The 18564-nt window shown below is 72.5% G+C and carries 15 protein-coding genes; 10 read left to right on the top strand and 5 right to left on the bottom strand.

Annotation, left to right across the window (positions count from 1 at the left end; translation table 11 throughout):
* Positions 1-10: 10 nt before the first annotated feature.
* Together OG462_RS24605 and OG462_RS24600 are read right to left on the bottom strand one after the other, a co-directional pair.
* The gene (locus tag OG462_RS24605; RefSeq protein WP_406060754.1) at positions 11-7366 is read right to left on the bottom strand and encodes a polymorphic toxin type 27 domain-containing protein; all 7356 of its coding nucleotides are present in this window, start codon (positions 7364-7366) and stop codon (positions 11-13) included.
* 410 nt (positions 7367-7776) lie between these two features.
* Entirely contained in the window at positions 7777-8013 is a 237-nt protein-coding gene (locus OG462_RS24600) for a hypothetical protein (RefSeq protein ID WP_406060752.1), read from the bottom strand.
* 460 nt (positions 8014-8473) lie between these two features.
* On the opposite strand from OG462_RS24600, the gene OG462_RS24595 reads away from it, so the two are divergent.
* From OG462_RS24595 to cpt, 3 genes are all read left to right on the top strand, one after another.
* Positions 8474-9676, top strand: a complete 1203-nt coding sequence (locus OG462_RS24595) for a Cmx/CmrA family chloramphenicol efflux MFS transporter (RefSeq protein ID WP_406066695.1) — start codon at positions 8474-8476, stop codon at positions 9674-9676.
* 34 nt (positions 9677-9710) lie between these two features.
* Complete coding sequence (locus OG462_RS24590) at positions 9711-10031, top strand: putative quinol monooxygenase (protein ID WP_406060750.1); 321 nt, start codon at positions 9711-9713, stop codon at positions 10029-10031.
* 114 nt (positions 10032-10145) lie between these two features.
* The gene (gene cpt, locus OG462_RS24585; protein ID WP_406066694.1) at positions 10146-10676 is read left to right on the top strand and encodes a chloramphenicol phosphotransferase CPT; all 531 of its coding nucleotides are present in this window, start codon (positions 10146-10148) and stop codon (positions 10674-10676) included.
* Between the two features lie 75 nt (positions 10677-10751).
* On the opposite strand, the gene OG462_RS24580 is transcribed toward cpt, so the two are convergent.
* Positions 10752-11234, bottom strand: coding sequence for a BTAD domain-containing putative transcriptional regulator (locus OG462_RS24580; protein WP_406060748.1), 483 nt, complete (start codon positions 11232-11234; stop codon positions 10752-10754).
* Between the two features lie 560 nt (positions 11235-11794).
* Here OG462_RS24580 and OG462_RS24575 point away from each other — a divergent pair.
* From OG462_RS24575 to OG462_RS24550, 6 genes are all read left to right on the top strand, one after another.
* Complete coding sequence (locus OG462_RS24575; protein ID WP_406060746.1) at positions 11795-14257, top strand: S8 family serine peptidase; 2463 nt, start codon at positions 11795-11797, stop codon at positions 14255-14257.
* Between the two features lie 33 nt (positions 14258-14290).
* Positions 14291-14473, top strand: a complete 183-nt coding sequence (locus OG462_RS24570; protein WP_406060745.1) for a hypothetical protein — start codon at positions 14291-14293, stop codon at positions 14471-14473.
* A gap of 28 nt (positions 14474-14501) precedes the next feature.
* Entirely contained in the window at positions 14502-14702 is a 201-nt protein-coding gene (locus OG462_RS24565) for a hypothetical protein (protein ID WP_406060743.1), read from the top strand.
* A gap of 45 nt (positions 14703-14747) precedes the next feature.
* Positions 14748-14948 carry a hypothetical protein gene (locus OG462_RS24560; RefSeq protein WP_406060742.1) on the top strand — a complete coding sequence of 67 codons (201 nt, stop codon included), beginning with the start codon at positions 14748-14750 and terminating at the stop codon, positions 14946-14948.
* A 73-nt stretch (positions 14949-15021) separates the two neighbouring features.
* Positions 15022-15252, top strand: coding sequence for a hypothetical protein (locus tag OG462_RS24555; protein WP_406060741.1), 231 nt, complete (start codon positions 15022-15024; stop codon positions 15250-15252).
* 73 nt (positions 15253-15325) lie between these two features.
* Positions 15326-16678, top strand: coding sequence for a hemopexin repeat-containing protein (locus tag OG462_RS24550; protein WP_406060739.1), 1353 nt, complete (start codon positions 15326-15328; stop codon positions 16676-16678).
* Between the two features lie 21 nt (positions 16679-16699).
* Here OG462_RS24550 and OG462_RS24545 read toward each other — a convergent pair whose 3' ends face one another.
* Together OG462_RS24545 and OG462_RS24540 are read right to left on the bottom strand one after the other, a co-directional pair.
* Positions 16700-16969: a DUF4031 domain-containing protein gene (locus tag OG462_RS24545; protein ID WP_406060737.1), complete on the bottom strand. Its 270-nt coding sequence runs from the start codon at positions 16967-16969 to the stop codon at positions 16700-16702.
* 144 nt (positions 16970-17113) lie between these two features.
* Complete coding sequence (locus tag OG462_RS24540; RefSeq protein ID WP_329281424.1) at positions 17114-17470, bottom strand: hypothetical protein; 357 nt, start codon at positions 17468-17470, stop codon at positions 17114-17116.
* A 112-nt stretch (positions 17471-17582) separates the two neighbouring features.
* Between OG462_RS24540 and OG462_RS24535 the strand changes: the two genes are divergently transcribed.
* Positions 17583-18500 carry a MurR/RpiR family transcriptional regulator gene (locus OG462_RS24535; protein ID WP_406060735.1) on the top strand — a complete coding sequence of 306 codons (918 nt, stop codon included), beginning with the start codon at positions 17583-17585 and terminating at the stop codon, positions 18498-18500.
* Positions 18501-18564 lie beyond the last annotated feature (64 nt).

The raw sequence follows: 18564 nt of genomic DNA, 5'->3' as shown, positions 1-18564 counted from the left end.
CTTCTTCTCACTAGTCGACCGGCGTTCCGTTGGCGTACGTCAAGCGCGTCGGGTAGACCTGCTTGACCACCTGCTTGCCGTCCTCGGTGACGGTCATGTGCCACTCGATGGACGACCACTTGCGGTACTCCATCCGGAGGGCCGCACGGAGTTTGACCATCTCCCACGCGGTTCCCCAGCCGGTCTTCCGGATGAGCTCCCAGTCGCTGTTCGGGATCGTGTCCCCTCGCTGCAGAAGCAGGGTCAGCGCCTCGTCGGCGTTCTTGGCACCGGCGACACCGTCCAGGGAAACGGAGATCTTCACGTTGGGGTTGCCCACCGCTCGCTCCACTCCCACCGTCCAGATGGGGCGCTCCCCCATGCCCATGGCTGCCGGCAGGTTGGTCCCGAACGCCTTGTTGTTGAACGTCTCCGCGCCGATGGACTTGGCCAGATTGTCCGAGTAGGGGTTGACCCCGAGGACGATGTGATCGCCGTCCTTCACCAGATCGCTGAGGATCTTGGTGCATTCCTTGACGACGTCGTCGTCGACCGCCGCGACGGAGAACGCCGCGAGCTTGAAGGTCGCGGGGTTCGCCGCCTCGCAAGCATCGCCGAGCTTCCGGAGGAGACGGCTGATGATGCCCTGGACGGCGGCCTCGGTCAGGCCGATGGTGCGGAGCGCCCGATAGGCGTCGATGAACCCGATGCCCGTCTTCATGGCGGCGTCCAGCGCCATCACTCCGGCCTTCGCCGACCGGAAGATCACGCCGCCGACGAACCAGCTCGCCGCCCACGCGCAGTCGCCCCAGCTGCCGCCGGAGACACCCGGCGTGAGCAGCTTGGCGCAGCCGATGAAGTCGCCGAGCAGGATCTCGACCGGATCGATGCCCGAGTTGAACTCGGTCATCGTCAGCGTGATGCTGAGGGTCTTCGTCTCGGCCTTCGTCACCTCGGGGCCGAGGTAGACGGTCTCGGCGGCCGGGCAGCTGCCCGCGTCCGTGTACGACTCCCACGACACCATGCACATGTACACGTCGACGTGCGACTTGTACGTGACGTCGGACGTGATCTTGCAGTCCCCGAAGTGGATGATCGGGTTGCAGTTGTCCTTCTTGACGTTCTTCGGCTCGCCGATGTACTCGATGTGGTCGAGGACCGCCCACACGTCGCTGATGCCAGTGGTGACACCCTGCGAGATCTGCTCGCTGCTGCCGCCCCTCTCCGTGCGGTCCGCGGCGTCCTGGGCCTCCTCCGCCGCGTCCCTGGCACCGGCCGCGGCCGTCTCGGCCGCCGTCGCGTCCTCCTCGGCCTCGGTGGCGGTGGCACGGGCGCTGGCTGCGTCCTCCTCCGCCTTGGTGGCCACGGCGCGGGCGTTGGCGGCGTCCTCCTCGGCCTCGGTGGCCGCGGCGTCCGCCGCGTTGGCGTCGGCCTGCGCGTCCATCGCCGCCCACGACGCCGCCAGGGCGTCCTCGCCGGCCGCCATGGCGTAGCCGTCGGCACGACCCGCGGCCGCCTGGGCCTCCTTGGCGTCCTTGGCCGCCTGGGTGGCCGAGGCCTGGGCCCGCTCGTACGCCTTGGCGGCGCGGAGCGCGTCGGTCGCCGCGGCCGCTGCGGCCTGCGCCGCGAGCTTCATGTCCGCGGCGGCCTGCGCGGCCAGGGCCTGCGCCTCGGCGGAGAACCCTTCGGCCTGGTTCGCCGTGGCTGCCGCCGCGGCGGCCTGCTGCTGCGAGATCGTCAGGGACTGCTGCCCCGTCAGCACCGCGAACGCCGCGGAGCTGTCGACCTCCTGGAACGGACCGCCGAGGGCGATCGCCTCGTTGGCCGGCTTGATCACCGCCGCGGCGGAGTCACGGGCCGCGAGCGACGACTTCACGGCCGCGAGGGCCTTGCCCGCCGTGGTCGCCGCCCAGGCCGCGGTCTGCAGCGCCTCGCTGCGGGCCGCCGCCGCCTCCGTCTTGGCGACCTTCGCCGCCGCGGAGGCCTTCTCCGACTGCGCCTTGGCGCCCTTGGCGTCGGCCGCCGCCGCCTCGGAGGCGTCGATGGCATCGGCCGCGGCCGCGTGCGCCGCGGCGGCGGAACCGGCCGCGATCATGTAGGACGACCAGGCGCTGTCGGCCGCCGCCTTGGCACGGGACGCGGAGCCCTGCGCCTTGGTGGCCGCCTCACGGGCGTTGGTGGCCGCGGCCGTGGCCGCGTTCGCCGCCGCACGCGCGTTGGTGGCCGCCGTGGTCGCCGTGTTCGCGGCCGACCGGGCGTCGGTCGCGGCGGCGCGGGAGGCCACAGCCGCGTCCGTACCCTCGTCGGCGGCGGCGTCGGCCTCCATGGCCGCCGCCTTCGCGTTCAGCGAGTCCCGCCGCTGCTCGGCCTCGAGGGCGTTGTCGCGGGCGGCGACCGCGTCGCGCTCCGCCTGCTCGGCGACGGCCCGCTGGGAGGAGGCCGTGGATCCCGCCGCCTCCGCCGACGTACGGGCGTTGCCGGCGATCAGGCCCTGGGCGACGGCGTCGGCCTCGTGGCCGGCCGCCTTGTCCCGCTCGCTCTCCGCGGTGGCCCGGTAGGCCGCCGCGTTGGCGCGCTCCAGTTCGGCGACGGCACGCGACGCCTGCGCGTCGGCCGCCGCCTTCTTGGCGTCCTGCTCCTCCGCGAGGGCCGTCTCCTTGGCCTTCTTGGCCTTCTCGGCGTTCGCCGCGGCCGAGGCCGCATAGGCGTCGGCACTGTCCGCGGCGGCCTTCGCCTGGGCGGCGGCCTCCTGCGCGGCGATACGGCGGAACTCGGTGTTCACCGCGTGCGCCTCGGTCTGCGCCAGGGCGAGGAGCGCCTCCGACGTCGAGACCGTGGCGTTCGCCGCGTTCAGCGCGGTCTCCGTCGCCTTGGCGGCGGCCGTGGCGGCCGCGCCCGAGGCACGGGCGACCTGCACCGACTGCTGGGCGTACATCAGGCCGCGGCCGCGCGGCACCTCGGAGGCGTCCGCGATCGTCCAGGCCTGCTGCTGGCCGGTCACCGCGCGCTGGGAGGCGGCGGTGGCCAGAGTGGCCTGCTCCTTGGCCTTGGTGACCAGTGCCTGGACCTTGCCCCGGGCGTTGGCCAGGTCCGTCTTCGCCTTGTCGAAGAGGGCCTGCTTCGGCTTGAGGATGTGGTCCGGGTCGGCTTCGAGCTCGTCGTGCCAGTACTTCTGCCAGCGCAGGATCTGGTCGGCACGCCACGCCTGGCCGATGGCCTCGATCATGGTGGCGGTGGCGGTGCGGGTCGCGGCGGCGGCGTCGGCCTCCGCCTGCATGATGACGGCGCGCGGGGCGGCCTGCCCGGCGTACTCCGTCTCCCACTCGGCCGAGGCCTGCGAGACGGCCTCACTGAGGGCGTTGCGCGGGTCGACCGGGTCCGCGTGGTTGCACGTGGCCCAGGCCTGCTTGAGGTTCTCGACCTCGACGCGGAACTCGGGCGTGCCTTCGGCGATCTTCTGGGCGGGGAAGCCGCCGTGCCGCAGGTAGATGGCGATGTCGGCGGCGGTGGTGCCGCCGAAGAAGCGGGTGTTGTTGACGTTGGAGTCCCGCAGCATGAAGTCGGCCGCGAAGTCGTGCCAGTCGTCCTTGCCGCGGTTCTGCTCGGTGATCTGCCGGGCCTTGTTGATCGCCTCGGGGCTCGCGTTGGTGTGCGCGTCCCAGCCGATGCGGCCGGCCAGCTTCGCCTGCGTGGCGTAGGTGTAGGCGCTGATGTCGGCGCCGAACTCCGGCGCGTGCAGCGTGATCCCGTCGTCGAACGAGCTCATCGCGTACGGCCGGTTGGCGTCCTCCAGGATCGCCTTCTGGGCCGCGAAGGCGTCCAGGTAGGCGTAACCCGCCTCGCGGTCCTGGTCACTGGCCTGCCCCAGGGGCATGAACCCGATCCAGCCGCGCTCGCCGATGACGGCTTCCAGGCCCTCGTTGCCGCCGGTGAGGCCCTGGATGGCCATGGCCTTCGTCTTGGCGCCGCCCGCGTGCAGGGCGACTCCCGCGAGGCACCGGTTGAGGCGCGGGGTGGAGCGGACGTCACGGATGACGGCCGCCAGGTCGTTGAGCCGGCGCAGGGCGTTGTCGGCGTCGTTGAAGATCGTCCGCATGCCGTCGGCGACCTTCTCGATCGCCTGGGCCAGCGCGGGCATGCGGCCCACGATCACGGAGGACGAGGCGACGTCGACGAGCTCCCAGAGGCAGTCCTCGACGTCGTAACCGGCCAGGCACTCCTTGACCTTGGCGGCGTCGAGCTGCTCGAAGAGGATCTGCCCGCCGTTCGCGCTCGCCCACTCGACGACGTTCACGGAGACGGCCGCAAGGCCCTTCCGGTAGTCGTCGACACAGGTCTGACCGCAGGCGTCGAGCAGGATCTGCTCCTCGCGCTCACCGAGCACGGGCCAGTTGGAGGCGCCGCCCTTGATGGGCGTGGCGCCCTGGTCCAGGGCCTCCTGGTGCGCGGCCTCGTTCTTCTCGCGCTGCTCCTGCTCGGCCTTCTTCGCGGCCTCCTCGGCGGCGGAGCTGTTGCCCGCCGCGTCGCCGGCCTTCGTCTCGGCGTCCTTGGCCTCCTGCTCGGCCTCGGCCGCCTTGCGCGCGGCCTCCTGCGCGGCCTCGGAAGACCGGCCGGCCTTCTCGTTCGCCTCGGCGGCGTGGCGCTCGGCGTCGGTCGCCTCACGGTCGGCCTCGGTGGCGGCGTTGCTCGCGCCGTCCGCGGTGAGGCGGGCGGAGGCGGCGTCGTCACCGGCCTGCTGGGCGTGGCCGGCGGCGGCGTCGGACGCCGTCTTCGCGCCCGCCTGGGCGTCGGTGGCCTCGACGGCGGACGCCTGGGCCCGGGTCACGGCCTCGACGGCGCGCGCCGAATCACTCGCCGCACGCGCGGCGGCCTCGGCGGCGAGCTTCGCGTCACCCGTGGCCTGCGCGGCGGTCTGCTGCGCGGACTCCGCCGCGGCAGCGGCCGCGGTGGCCTTCGCCTCGGCGGCGGCTGCCTGCTGCTCGGCGACCGTCTTCGACGACTGACCGACCAGCACGGCGAACGCGGCCGCACTGTCCTTCTCCTGATACGGCGTACCGATCGAGACGGCGTCACCGGCAGCGGCGACCGCGGCCGTGGCGCTGTCGCGGGCGGCTAGCGCAGCCTGACCGGCGGCGTAGGCGCGGCCCACGACGGTACCGGCCGACTTCACCGCCTCGGCGGCGCTGGTCCCGGCGGCGAGCGACTCCTGCTGGGCCTTCTTGGCCAGCTCGGTCGCGTTCTCCGAAGCCGTCGCCGCGTTGTCCGCACGGATCGCGGCGTCCTGCGACGCGTCCAGCGCGGTGGCCGCAGCGGCGTGCGCCGTGGAGGCCGCGTCGAGGGAGCCGCGGTACGCCGACCACGCACTGGTCGCGTTGGCCTGGGCGCGCTCGGCGGCGCCCTCCGCCGTGGTCGCGGCGGTGCGCGCGCCGACGGCGGCCGTGGTGGCCTGGTCGGCGGCGGTCTGCGCGGCGGTCGCGGCCTGGACGGCCTGGTTCGCGGCCGTACGGGCCGTGGTCGCAGCCGCCCGCGTCTCGGCGGCGGCGGCGCTGCCCTCGGCAGCGGTGGCCGCCGCTTCGAGGGCGGCGGCGCGGGCCGCGGTGGCCTGCTTCGTCCGGAGGGCCTCGATCGCCTTCTCGCGCGCGGTCTGCGCGGCCTTCGCCTTCTCGTCGGCGAGCTTCCGCTTCGCCGTGGCGTCGGCGGTCGCCGTTCCCGCGGACGTATCGGCGTTCTTCGCCGTCGTCTGCTGGGTGGTGGCCCGCTCCTCGGCCTCCGCGGCCTTGGTCCGCTCGGTGGCGGCCTTGGCCCGGGAGGCGACGGCGGTGGCCTGCTCCGCCTGCGCCTTCGCGCGCTCGGAAGCGGCGGTGGTCGCGGCGGTCTTGGCCTTGTCTCGCTTCTGCTCGGCCGTCGTCCGCGCGGACTTAGCCGTGTTCGCGCTCTCGGCGGCGGCCGTGGCGTTCGCCTCGGCGCTGTCGGCGGCGGCCTTCGCCTGCGCGGCGGCCTCCTCGGCGGCGACCCGGCGGAACTCCGTGTTGATCGCGTGCGACTCGGTCTGCGCCTTCGCGAGCAGCGCGTCACTGGTGGCGATCGTCGCGTTCGCGGCGGCCAGGGCGGTCTCGGTCGCCTTCGCGGCGGCCTCGGCGGCCGCGGCGGAGGCGCGGGCGACCTGCACCGACTGCTGGGCGTACATCAGACCTCGACCACGCGGCACGTGAGAGGTGTCGGCGACGGCCCACGCCTCCTGCTGCGCGGTCGCCGCCTTCTGCGCGGCGGCCGCGGCCTTGGCCGCCTGCGCCTTCGCCGAGGTGACGAGCGCGGTGGCGTTGGTACGGGCCTGGGCCAGATCGGCCGTGGCCTTGTCGTAGAACGCCTGGTCGGGCTTCTCGAAGATGGTGTCGGGGTCGTTGGCGAGCGTGTCCTGCCAGTACTTGCGCCAGGTCAGGATCTGGTCGGCGCGCCACGCCTGGCCGATGGCCTGGATCATCTGGTCGGCGGCCTGGCGGGCCGCCGACGAGGCCTCGGCCTCGGCCTTGATGATCGTGGCGCGCTGGGTCGCCTGTCCGGCGTACTCCAGCTCCCATTCGACCATCGCGTTCATGACGGGCTCGTTGAGCGTGCGCCGCGGGTCGACGGGGTTCTGCCAGTCACAGGCGGCCCAGGCCTGCTTGAGGTCCTCGACCTCGACGCGGTACGCGGGGGAGTCCTTGGCGAGGGCCTCCTTCGCGTAGCCGCCGCGCCGCAGGTAGGACGCGATGTCGCTGGAGGTCGTACCGCCCGAGTAGTCCGAGCCGACGTCGCTGTCCCCCAGCATGGAGTCCGCGGCCCAGTCGTGCCAGTCGTCCTTGCCGCGGTTCTCCTCCGTGACGGCCTTGGCGCGGGCGATGGCCTCGGGGCTGGCGTGGCTGTGCTCGTCCTTGCCGAGGCGCCAGGCGAGTTCGGTCTGGGTGACGAGCGCGAAGCGGGTGACGTCCTCGCCGAAGCTCGGCGCGTGCCACTCCATGCCCTCTTCGGCCCAGGCCGACTCGCGGTAGGGCTTGTTGCCGTCGTCGAGGGCTGTGGTGCGCTCCGTGTTCAGGGTGGAGTAGGCACTGGCCGCGTCCTTGTCGGCGTCGGCGGCCTGGCCGAGGGGGCCGAAGCCGATCCAGCCGATGTCGCCGACGGTGTCCCGGAGGATTTGCTCGGTGCCGGTCAGGCCCTCGATGGCCTTGGCCTTCATCAGGGGGCCGCCGACGTGCAGCGCCACCCCGGTGAGACAGCGGTCGAGCCGCCGGTCCTGGCCGATGGTGTTGCGGTAGAGACCGGTGTCCTCTTCGGGCACGGTGTCGGCCGCGGCGGGCACGGCCTGGACGAGGCCGGTCAGTACGGCCGAGGCGGTGACGAGAGCCACCACGCCGGTGGCTCTGGCCGCGGCGGACCGTAGGCGACGCCGGCGTCTGCCGGCGTCTCTGAGCAATGACATGTTCTGCCTGGCAATCTCTCGATCGTTCGACAGCATCCCGGCATGGGCATGACAGACGGCGGCGTACGGCCCAGGCGGTGTCCCCCTCGGCACGGCAACAGCCGGCGCGCTCGCCTCCCCCACGAGCCGGCGCTGCCGCTTACCCGGCGACCATGTCACGCGGGGTTCTACACGGGAAGATCAAACAATCTTCACCAACAGCACGCCGGGGCCCACCGACGGACAAAACAAGCCGCTTTTTGATCATCTTGTTACCCGCCGTAAGGAACCTCTTGGGACGGCGGCCGGACGCACGAACGCCCGGCCGGGAAGGTCCCGGCCGGGCGCTGCCGTGCGATGGATCAGTCACCGAGGAACTGGACGTATCCGTTGTTCCGGTAGACCCACCATGTGCCGTCCCTCAGGAGCCGAAGGACCGGGGTCGCCCGCTCCGCAGGGATCTCCGCGATCTCGCGGAGCAGCTGATACGCCTGCTTGGAGTTGAAAAGCGTCTCGTCGTGCCCGCTCACTCCCCAGCGCACGGCGGTGTCCGGCGCCTCGATGACGAAGCGGAGCAGGCTCTCCTCGTCGTCGTCCACGAACTCCGACCGGATGCCTTTGCCTCCGTCGAGAACCCGAACCCCAAGGCCCATCTCTCCGGTGCTGAACGACGCCTTGCCGGACGACGTGCCGAACGACGCCGAACTGGCGGACCCGCCCTTCGGCTTGACCAGGCAGCCCGGAGCCAAGCGCACACAATCACCCAGCGAGGGACAAGGCGCCGCGCCGGTTGATCATGTTGTTACCGGCCGTAAGAAGGCCTGGACCAGCACCGTCCCGTATGCCGAGATCCCCCGCGGTCCGGGAATGACAGGCATGAACCGCAGGTTGACACATGTCATGCCGCCTCCCTCCGCCGAGCCCACGACACCCGCCCCCGAACCGGACGCCGGACCCTCCGCACGGGCCACCGAACCCGCCGCGCAGGCCGCCGGGCCCGCCGCGCAGGTCACTGAGTCCGCCGCGCAGGCCGCCGCGCCCACCGCCCCCGGCACCCGCATGCCGCTGGCCGTCTACATCCTCGGGCTGTCCGTCTTCGCGCTCGGCACGAGCGAATTCATGCTCTCCGGGCTGCTTCCGCCCATCGCGGAGGACATGAACGTCTCCATCCCCCGCGCCGGCCTCCTCATCTCGGCGTTCGCGATCGGCATGGTCGTCGGCGCACCGCTCCTCGCGGTGGCCACCCTCCGGCTCCCCCGCAAGACCACCCTGATCGCCCTCATCACCGTCTTCGGCCTCGGCCAGATAGCCGGCGCGCTCGCCCCCAACTACGCGATCCTCTTCGCCTCCCGCATCATCAGCGCCCTCGCCTGCGCGGGCTTCTGGGCCGTCGGCGCGGCCGTCGCCATCGCGATGGTCCCGATCGGCTCACGCGCCCGGGCCATGGCGGTCATGATCGGCGGCCTCTCCATCGCCAACGTCCTCGGCGTCCCCGCCGGCGCGTTCCTCGGCGAGCACCTCGGCTGGCGCTCCGCGTTCTGGGCGGTCGGCCTCGCCTCCGCGATCGCACTCGTCGGCGTCGTCACCCGCATCCCCCGCATCCCGCTCCCCGACGCGAAGCCCCGCCTCAAGCGCGAGCTCGCCATCTACCGCGACCGCCAGGTCCTCCTCTCGATCGCCGTCACCGCCCTCGCGGCGGGCGGCGTCTTCTGCGCCTTCTCCTACCTCGCCCCACTGCTCACCGACGTGTCCGGCCTCGACGAGGCCTGGGTCTCGGGCGTCCTCGGACTCTTCGGCATCGGCGCCGTCATCGGTACGACGATCGGCGGCCGGGTCGCCGACGCCCACCTCTTCGGCGTCCTGCTCACCGGCATCGCCGCCTCCACCGTCTTCCTCGTCGCCCTGGCCCTGTTCGCCTCCAGCCCGGTCGCCACGATCGTGCTGACCTTCCTCCTGGGCGTCTCCGCCTTCTACACGGCCCCGGCCCTCAACGCCCGCATGTTCAACGTCGCCGGCGCCGCCCCCACCCTGGCGGGCGCCACCACCACCGCCGCCTTCAACCTCGGCAACACGGGCGGCCCCTGGCTCGGCGGCACGGTCATCGACGCGAACCTCGGCTTCGCCTCGACGGCCTGGGCGGGCGCGACGATGACGGCACTCGGCCTCGCGACGGCGGCAGTGGCCCTCAAGCTCCACAAGTCACCGTCCCGCGTGGTGACTTCCGGCGCCCCCCTGACCGAGAAGGCCGTATCGTCCCGCTGACCCGACGTTCATCACTCGCCCACGGGGGGAATCCGTGACCACCAGCACGACCCAGAGCGACACCACCGCCGTCACCGTCATCGCACGGCTCCAGGCCGCACCCGGGCAGGAGGAGGCCGTACGGAAGCAGGCGCTCTCGCTCGTCGCGCCGACCCTCGACGAGCCCGGCTGCCTCTCCTACCGGCCGTACGAGGACCCGCTGGAGCCCGGCTCCTGGATCGTCGTCGAGGAGTGGGTCGACCGGGACGCCTTCGAGGCCCACCTCAGGAGCCCGCACCTCGCCGCCGCGATGGCCGCCGGGCCCGCACTGCTCAGCGGCCCGCCCCAGGAGACCGTCCTGGTGCGCGCCGGCTGACAGGCGTCGACGCCCGGCCCGGCGGCTGACAGGCGTCGGCATGCCCGGCCCGGCGGCTGAAATTCACTTCGTACGGTGTCGTCACCGCCGTACTGTGACGCGGTGACGACACAGATGATCATCCTCAACGGCGGTTCCAGCGCGGGGAAGTCCGGGATCGTGCGGTGTCTCCAGGCCGTACTGCCCGACCCCTGGCTGGCGTTCGGGGTCGACTCGCTCATCGACGCGATGCCCCTGAAGATGCAGAGCTCCGACGGCGGCATCGCCTTCGACGCCGACGGCGGGGTGAACATCGGGGCCGACTTCCGCGCACTCGAAGGCGCCTGGGCCGAGGGCGTCGTCACCATGTGCCGCGCGGGCGCCCGCGTCATCATCGACGACGTCTTCCTCAGCGGGGCAGCCGCCCAGGAACGCTGGCGGAGCTTCGTCGGCGACCTGGACGTGCTCTGGGTCGGCGTCCGGTGCGACAGCGCCGTCGCCGAGGGCCGCGAGATCGCGCGCGGCGACCGGGTCGCCGGAATGGCCGCGAAACAGGCGGACATCGTGCACCAGGGCGTCGTCTACGACGTGGAGGTCGACAGCACGCACACCGAGTCGCTGGAGTGCGCCCGCACGATCGCCGCCCACATCACGGCCACCGACTAGGCAGAAGCCCGGGTCGAGTCTGGTCGGGTCGGGTCGGGTCGACATCAAGCCGGGCCGGGGTCGCACAGACCGACGTCAGGCCCGGCCCACGTCGGACTGGGCCGTAGTCAGGTCCTGGACCAGGCGGGTCATCAGCGGCGACGGTTCGACCGCCAACTCGCTCCGCAGCAGCCGCTGATACGCCTTGTAGCGCTTCACCGCGCACGCCGTGTTGCCCTCCGCGATATGGATCTCGATGAGGATGCGGTGCGCCGTCTCCCGGATCGGGTCGATCTCGGTCGCGGTCAGCGCCGTCTGGAGCGCCGCCAGATACTCGCCGTCCCGCCGCAGCCGCTGCGCCAGACTCTCCAGCGCGTGCAGCCGCACCTGGTCCCAGCGCTCCCGCTCCAGGACCAGCCACTCGTCCGCCCAGACGGGCAGCAACTCCTCACCGAGCCTCGCCACCAGCCACTCCGGGTCGGCGGGCGGCTCGGCATCCGCCACTGCGCCCTGCGCCAGGCCCCGTACGGTGTGCAGATCGACCTGGACCACCGGAGCCAGCCGCAGCCTGTGGTCCACACACTCCACCGTCGTCACGGGACCCGCGCGCCGGCCGTGGCACAGCGCGGTCCTGAGGTTCGCTGAAGCTCTGCTGGGACTGCAGTCGGGCCAGAGTCGCTCGGCTGCCGCACCCCGGTACACGCCGCCGGCCGAATGCACGGCGAGAAGCGCCAACAGGCGCTGTGCCCCTGAAGGGAGGGGGATGCGGCATCCGGCGTATGAGAGCTCGAAAGCACCGAGCAGTTCGAGGTATACGCCGTTCGATGACACATCCCTCACTGTGCAACCGGCAGGTGGATCACGCATCCGCGCATCCGCCCGCGCCGGCCCCCCGCCGCACGGGTCCACCGCACCGCCCCGACCGTCCCCACAGCGGATCGGAACGCGCCGGGGCCCGCCGCGCCCCTGGCCTGACCGGCGGACAGACGGCCCGCAGGACACCCCGGCAACGGACCGGAAACGCTCCGGCGACGCCGCTTGCACATTCCGGGTGACGAACCGCCCACGACGACACCCGACGGTCGGACCGACAAGCCTTTCCGCACGCGGTGCCCTCGGGCACGGAAAGCAGGTCCGAGATGAAGCCTCGGGCAGTCCTGGGAGAACTCCGCGCTCGGCCCGGCGAGCCGTTCGGCGACCCCCGAGTGTGTGTGGCCCTGCTCGACGGCCCCGTGGACCTGACCCACCCCTGTTTCGCCGGCGCGGATCTTACGCGCCTGGACACACTGGTGCAGGAGCCCGCGGGCCACGGCCCCATGTCCCTGCACGGCACCCACGTCGCCAGCCTGCTGTTCGGCAGGCCCGACAGCCCCGTCGCCGGGCTCGCCCCGCACTGCCGCGGCCTGATCCTCCCCGTCTTCCGCGACGGCGGCGACGGCCGCGTACCCCAGGTGGACCTGGCCCGCGCCATCGAGCGGGCGGTCGAGGAGGGCGCGCACGTCATCAACATCAGCGGCGGCGAGCGCACCGACGCCGACCAGGCCGACGCCCTTCTCGAACGGGCCCTGCGGCTCTGTGAGGACCGAGGAGTCCTCGTCGTCTCCGCCGTCGGCAACGACGGCGCCGACGCCCTCCAGGTCCCGGCCGCCGTCCCCTCCGTCCTCGCCGTCGGCGCCGCCGCGGCCGACGGCACCCCGCTCGACATCAGCAACTGGGGTACCGCCTACCGCACCCACGGCGTCCTCGCCCCCGGGCAGGACATCGAAGGAGCCGCACCCGGCGGCGGGCTCGCCGCCCTCACCGGCAGCAGCTTCGCCACCCCGCTCGTCGCCGGCACCGCGGCGCTCCTCGTCGCGGCGCAGCTGGCCGGCGGCGGGGCGGCGGACCCGAAGGCCGCCGGGCAGGTACTGCTCGCGACCGCCACAGCCCCCGACTGTGGCGACCCGGACGCCCCGTCCTGCCGCCGCGGGCTCGGCGGCAGCCTGGACGCCGTCCGGGCCCTCGCCTTCGTCACCAGGAAAGAGGAGACAGCCGTGACCACTCCCGCAGCCGCCCCCACCCCGTCCGAGGCCCCGGTACCGCAGGTCGCCCCGGCCGGGTACGAGACTCCCCAGCCGTACGGGGCACCAGCGGCCCCCGCACCCACGCAGCCCATGGCCCCCGCACCAGTGGCCCCTCCCGTACCGGCGGCCCCTCCCGTACCGGCGGGCATCACTGCCGACGGCGGCGCGCCGCCCGCGGTGGCGCCCGCCCAGGCGACACCGCCTCCGGTGCAGGCGCCGGCCCCGATCCAGGCACCGCCGACGGCCCCGGCCGCTCAAGCCCCGGTCCAGGCCGCTCAGGTCCAGGCCGCCCAAGCCCCGGTCCAGGCCGCTCCGGTCCAAGCCGCCCCCGTCCAGGCCGCCCCGGTCTCCTCACCGAGTGCTACTGCACCCCCTGTTCACGCCCCCTACGTCTCAACAAGCGCCGGAGTGCGCCCCTCGTGCGGCTGCGGCGGCGACCCGGCCGCCTGCGCCTGCGGCGGCGCCGGCGGCGGCTCCCCCCGTCAGTTGATCTACGCCATCGGCGCCATCGGCTTCGACTACCCGACCGAGGCGCGCCGGGACAGCTTCCGGCAGTCGATGCCGTTCGTCGACGCGACGGTCGACGGCAAGGTGGTCGAGCAGATTCCGGACCCGTACAGTCCCCGCCAGCTCCGCGACTACCTCGCGACCGCCCCCTGGGCCTCCGACAAGGTCACCTGGACCCTCACCCTGGACGGCGCCGCGGTGTACGCCTTGGAGGCCGAGCCTTCCGCCGGCATGGACTGGAGCGAGCCGCTGGTCCCTCCGGTGGAGGCCCAGCGCGCCCGCAAGGCGCCGGACCGGATCGCCACCGAGCAGGGCAAGACCGACGCCGACCTGTTCCGCCTCTTCGCCAATCCGCCGGTCTCGACGGTCTACCGGGTGTTCCGTGACGCCATCGCGGGCCAGTCCCTCAACCCGGACGACCCGGTCGAACGCGACGGATACATCTCCCGCGTCTCCGTGCCCGGCGTCCTCACCAACCGCACCACTCGCCTCTACTCCGGTCAGATCGTGCCGGTCGTCGAGGTGAAGAGCCGCGGTCTGTACACGTGGAACGAGGCAGCGCTCGTCGACCTCGTCTTCGACCAGGTCAAGAAGGACACCGACGCCCCGCCGGTGGCCGACAAGAAGCAGGGCAAGGTCCAGCTCCGCGACGAGGAGGACCTGAAGCTGACGATCCGGTCCCTGCTCGACAAGATCTACTACCAGTTCCGCAACCTCGGCCAGACCTCCGCCGACCGCGCGCTCAACTTCATGGGCACCAACGCCTTCCTCTTCGGCGACAAGATCGCGGAAGGCCTGCTCTCGGCCAGCAAGGTGCCGGGGTCCACGAAGAACCTCTACGCGCTCGACACCATCACCGTCGCCAAGAGCCCCTACTGCAGGGTCGGTTCGGACTGCCAGGACGTCACCGTGACCTTCTACGACCCCGAGGACGAACGCAGGTCCCGGCTCTCGTACCTGTTCACCATCGACGTGAGCGACGAGCTGCCGGTCACCCTCGCCCCGGTCCACACGTTCCTCGGCTCCTTCTGAGACCCCCGCCGACCACCGAGAGGAGACACCGCCATGGACACCCGACGCAACCGCCCGGGAGGCATGCCGCTCCAGGCCCGCCCCGTCCAGCGCGACGGCCCCGAGGCCGGAGCCCGAGACGCCCGTACCGGCGTCGCGGCCGCCAAGTCCTCCTGCGCCACCATGACCGGCCCGGCCAGGCAGATGTGCTACGCGCGCTACGGCGTGGCCACCTGACCGGAGCCTTCGAGGAAAGGACAGCATCATGTTCGACGAGACCCACGCCACCCCCGAGGCCCGCGGCGACACGCCCCGCCGGTCCACCGCCGGCCAGCTCCGGCTCCAACTCCCCCAGCAGTCCGCACCCGTCCAGCGCGGCAAGCACCCCGAGAACGGCGACACCTCCGGCGGTGCGGCGGCCAGCGGCATCCTCGGCAGCCTGCTCGGCGACATCCTGCCGTTCTGACGGCCTCCTGCCCCGCGGCAGGAGACGAAAGGAAAGGAGAGCATCATGTTCGACGAGACCCACGCCACCCCCGAGGCCCGCGGCGACACGCCCCGCCGGTCCACCGCCGGCCAGCTCCGGCTCCAACTCCCCCAGCAGTCCGCACCCATCCAGCGCGGCAAGCACCCCGAGAACGGCGACACCTCCGGCGGTGCGGCGGCCAGCGGGTTCCTTGGCAGCCTGCTCGGCGACATCCTGCCGTTCTGAGTCCTGAGTCACCGGCGGGACCGGTGCCGGGGCACGCACCCGGCACCGGTCCCGCCCGATCCGAGGAAGCATCATGCGACTCGATCTTCCGAAGCTGGCACCGGCGGTGGACCGGCGGGAGCACTACCCGCCGTATCGCTTCGTCGTCACTTTCGTGGACGTCAACGGGGTGGAGCAGCGGGTGCACGTCCAGCCGCGGGGCAACTTCGGGAGTCTGCCCGGGGCCCCTGGACCGCTCGTGCACAGCTACGGCCGCGGTTGGCAATGCGCCCCCACAGGTTGCCGGTGGACCGGCGTCCTGTGAGGGATGAGGGAAAGGGAAGGGGACGGTCCGCCCCACCGGCGGCCCGTCCCCGCAGGAAGGAGCCGAGACCGTCATGGCCACAGTGAGGTCGGCCGTCTCCTGGCCGAACGACAAGACGTATCTCTTCCACGACAACGACACCTACGACCGGTACGACTCGGTCACCGGCGTCCGCGAGGACTCCGGACTGCCCCTCGCCAACTGGCCGGACCTCCCCCGCTCCCCGGACGCCTTCGTCTGGTGGGGTGCGGGCAAGGCGTACGCCTTCCTGGGCAGCACCTACGTCCGCTACGACAACCCGACCGACAACAGCGCGGACACCGTCGAGGCCGAGTACCTGCCGCCCCACTTCACCCTTGAGCAGGGCTGGCCGGGACTGCCCACCGGAGCCGGCGGCGGCCCCGACTGGCGTACCGGCATCGACGCGGCCGTGAACTGGGGAAACGGCAAGGTGTATCTCTTCAAGGGCGGCTCCTACGCGCGGTACGACATGACCGCGGACCGCGTCGACCCCGACTACCCCCGCCCCATCGCGGACAACTGGACGGGGCTCTTCCCCGCCGGCGTGGACGCCGCCGTGTACCCGGGCGGCCAGTTCGCCTACTTCTTCCGCGGCGAGCAGTTCCAGCGCTTCGACGTGGATGCCGACCGGGTGGACGCGAGTGGTCCTCTGGACGCCTCCTTCCGTCTCGCGCCCACCCCGTCCGGGGCCGTGGCCCCGGCCCGCATGCTGACGCCCACCCAGGCGAACAAGCTCATGGCCGACCTGATCCGGCGCGGCAAACTGACCCTGAAGAGCCCGGTGTTCGTGGACGGACCGTCCGGGATCGTGTCACCGACGCCCGCCGAGCGGGTCGTGGTGAGCCCGCCGACGTTCGGCGGGATCCGCTACACGAACCAGATCGCGCCGGCGTCCGCGGTCATCGACAACCTCGACCAGCGCATGCTGATCGCGCTGTACCGCCTCACCCGCTGGATCAACTCCTCGGCGCCGGACGTCGCCGAACTCTTCCACCTGGGCATCGGCCACGGCGGGCCGAACCTGAAGGACTGCCACAACCAGGGCCGCGCGCTCGATCTCTCGGGCATCACAGGGCAGTTGGACGGGGCCGCGTTCACCCGGTCGGTGAAGAAGGACTGGGGCAACCTGCCGCGCCCGCCCGGCGTCAAGGTCCGCATCGACCCCGCCGTGGACCCGCTCGGGTTCGGGCTCTTCACGACCACCTTCCGGTTCGCCACGTTCGAGTGCGAGGCGACGGCGATCGGCCCGGCCAACAAGTGGCCCATGCCGGAACTCGCCGGCACCGGTTTCGTGATCTACCCGGACTACGCCCCGGACGCCGCCCCCGGCAGCGACAACGCGGCACTCCGCGCCGCCCACCAGGACCACTTCCACCTTCAGATCGGCGTCACCAGGCTGCCCTGAGGCCCCGGCACCCGAAGAACGTCAGGCGACCGGCCGGCTCTTCGGCCGCCGCAGCCCCGCCTCCGTGAGACGCCGCAGCAGCTCCTTGGAGCCGACCTCGACCGCACCGCCGGCCACGGCGTCCGCGTACCGGTCGGAGGGGATGTCGTAGTGGTCCCGCTCGAAGGCGCGGGGAGGGGCGCCGATCGAGGCGGCGAAGGCGTGCAGCTCCTCGAAGGAGAGGTCGCTGACCAGGTGCGACCACATTCGGCCGTGGCCAGGCCAGGTGGGCGGGTCGATGTACAAGGTCACGCTGTGTCCCCGCTCTCGTCCAGGCCGGCCCGCCGACTCACGCCGGCCCGCCCGCTCACGTCCGCCCGCCGGCTCACATCGGCCCGCCGACTCACATCCGCCCGCCCGCTCACATCCGCCACCCGCTCACATCCGCCCGCCCGCTCACGTCAGCCCGCCCACCGGCGCGACCACGACACCCTGCTTCCCGCAGACCCAGTGCGGGTCCGGCCCCAGCTCGGGCTCCACGTCCAGGGCGTGCGGGTCACCCGCTGAGCAGACCGGGCAGAGCGGCCAGCGTCCGTACCGTTCGAGCAGGGCGTCCTGGACGTCCTGGGCGACGAGACCCGCGACGTACGTCAGACCCTCGGGCCACTGCTCGACCCACCAGCGCCGGTGGGTCACCGCGTCCTCGACCATCGACACGACCTCGGCGGCGGCGACCTCCCGGGCCACCAGGTCGGCCAGTACCAGGGCGCGAGCGGCGTGCAGAGCCTGCTCCACGGGGTCGATGTCGTCCATGGACCCATTGTCACCCGATGCGCGCGCACCACGCGAAAAGGGCGAAGGTCCTGCCCGGATCCGGGACCGATGGGGTCTTGTCGCACCACCCCTCCGAAAGTATCTTTCAGATGTGACCAACGAAGTGAAGGAAAGTTTCACGGGCGACGCACCCCCCGCCCCCGCCGCTCTCGCGGCCAAGGTACGGACCCTCGCGCCGTCCATGACCCGCTCGATGCAGCGGGTCGCCGAGGCCGTCGCCGGAGACCCGGCCGGCTGCGCCGCACTCACGGTCACCGGCCTCGCCGAGCTCACCGGCACCAGTGAGGCGACCGTCGTCCGCACCGCCCGCCTCCTCGGCTACCCCGGCTACCGCGACCTGCGACTCGCCCTCGCCGGGCTCGCCGCCCAGCAGCAGTCCGGCCGCGCACCCGCCGTCACCGCCGACATAGCCGTCGACGACCCGATCGCCGACGTCGTCGCCAAGCTCGCCTACGACGAACAGCAGACCCTCGCCGACACCGCCGCCGCACTCGACACCGTCCAGCTCGGCGCCGCCGTCGCCGCCCTGGCCACCGCCCGCCGCATCGACATCTACGGCGTCGGAGCCTCCGGCCTCGTCGCCCAGGACCTCGGCCAGAAACTCCTCCGCATCGGCCTGATCGCGCACGCCCACAGCGACCCGCACCTCGCCGTCACCAACGCCGTACAGCTCCGCTCCGGCGACGTCGCCATCGCCATCACCCACTCCGGCTCGACCGGCGACGTCATAGAACCCCTCCGCGTGGCCTTCGACCACGGGGCGACGACCGTCGCGATCACCGGCCGCCCGGACGGGCCGGTGACGCAGTACGCCGACCACATCCTCACCACCTCCACCGCCCGCGAGAGCGAACTGCGCCCCGCGGCCATGTCGTCCCGGACCAGCCAACTCCTCGTCGTGGACTGCCTGTTCACCTGCGTCACGCAGCGTACGTACGAGACGGCGGCCCCTGCCCTCGCCGCCTCGTACGAAGCCCTCGCCCACCGCCACTCACCCCGCACCCGCTGACGACCACAGCACTCGCCGACGACCACCGCACCCGCTGACGACCACAGCACCGAAAGAGCCGCTC

The sequence above is a fragment of the Streptomyces sp. NBC_01077 genome (assembly GCF_045162855.1).
In the GTDB taxonomy this organism is placed as follows: Bacteria; Actinomycetota; Actinomycetes; order Streptomycetales; family Streptomycetaceae; genus Streptomyces.
The sequence above is the reverse complement of the archived record's forward strand: the minus strand, read 5'-3'. Positions and strand labels throughout refer to the sequence as shown.